Origin of the sequence: Sphingobium phenoxybenzoativorans (genome assembly GCF_001757355.1) — a bacterium.
Classification (GTDB): Bacteria; Pseudomonadota; Alphaproteobacteria; order Sphingomonadales; family Sphingomonadaceae; genus Sphingobium; species Sphingobium phenoxybenzoativorans.
The window spans coordinates 1-1,400 of sequence record NZ_MINO01000176.1; the positions used below are offsets into that span (position 1 = coordinate 1).

1 protein-coding gene is annotated in these 1,400 nt (G+C 61.9%); it reads right to left on the bottom strand.

What is annotated here, in order from left to right:
- Positions 1–273 precede the first annotated feature (273 nt).
- Positions 274–1,314 carry an IS110 family RNA-guided transposase gene (locus tag BHQ40_RS24665; protein WP_070158305.1) on the bottom strand — a complete coding sequence of 347 codons (1,041 nt, stop codon included), beginning with the start codon at positions 1,312–1,314 and terminating at the stop codon, positions 274–276.
- Positions 1,315–1,400: the final 86 nt, after the last annotated feature.

Consider the following 1,400-nt stretch of genomic DNA (forward strand, 5'->3'; position numbering starts at 1 on the left):
GCGGACGGTCTTCTGTGGATGGCTCCCGCGTTGCAAGTGTAAAGTGATGATCTGGCTGTTGGTCGGGTGCAGTCGTCTGTCCGGCCTGTTGATGCAGTCGGTGTAGACTGCTGGCCCTGATGGGGTCCGTGAACAAGGTCCTATCGGCTTTGCAGGCTATTACGCCTAAGACCGTCCTTGGGTTGTCCTTGCTCCCGGTCCGACCGGTTTTGCCATCACATCCTTCGCTCTCACAACTTCGTGAAGCTGATCTCCTCAGCTAAGCTCTTGATCCTAAGCTGTCGCCAACATCGGCGCATGTCCACGTTCAAAGACGCCGCCGCGTGCCATAATTGCCCACGCGATGCGCGCCATCTTGTTAGCGATAGCAACCGAGGCAACGCGCGCGGGCTTTCTGGCGAGCAGAGCAACAAAGCGCGGATCGGCCGTGCCGGGTTTCTCCTTAGCGTATCGGACCAAGGCGGTTGCGCCGATGACTAGGAGCTGCCTCAGATATCTGTCGCCCATCTTGGTAATGCGCCCCAGACGGTCCTTGCCACCACTTGAGCTCTGTCGCGGGGTCAGCCCTAGCCAGGCGGCGAACTGGCGCCCTGACGCAAACTGGCCTGGATCGGTCACCGATGCAGCTAGCGCGGTCGCGCCGATCGGCCCGATACCAGGGATCGTCGCCAGACGCCGGGCCCGCTCGTCGCTCCTCTGCAGAGCGGCGAGACGCAGGTCGAGCTTGCGCAACTGGGCGTGAAGCTGGAGCAGTTGCTCTGCCAGCATGGCGACGACGTTGGTCGCCTCGGTCGGCAGATCGATCTTCGACTCGCCGTCGACGATCTCCCGCGCCACCTGCAGCGCCTTTACGATCCCGACCGGGATCGCGATGCCCAGCTCGGCGAGCACGCTGCGCATCATGTTGACCAGCTGCGTACGCTGTTTGATCAACAGCTGGCGCACGCGGTGCAGCGACAACGCCGCCTGCTGCTCGCGCGACTTGATCGGCACGAACCGCATCGTCTGGCGTGTGACGGCTTCGCAGATCGCTTCGGCGTCGGCAGCATCGTTCTTTCCGCGCTTTACGTAAGGTTTCACGTAAGCCGCCGGCATCAGCCGCACCTCATGACCCAGCTTGGTCAGTTCGCGCGCCCAGTGATGCGATGTCCCGCAAGCCTCGGCGCCTACCAAGCAAGGCGGCAGCTTCTCGAAGAACGGCAGCATCTGCGATCGTCGCAGCGCCTTGCGAATAACGACCTCTCCGGTCGCGCTGATACCGTGAACCTGAAAAACGTTCTTGGCCAAATCCAGGCCGATCGTGCTAATCTCCATGGCGGGTGGCTCCTTCTCGGGTTTGCATGACAGCAACCCATCTTGGCACTTAGATGCCGTGAGCGGGAGCCATCCACCTCATCCGC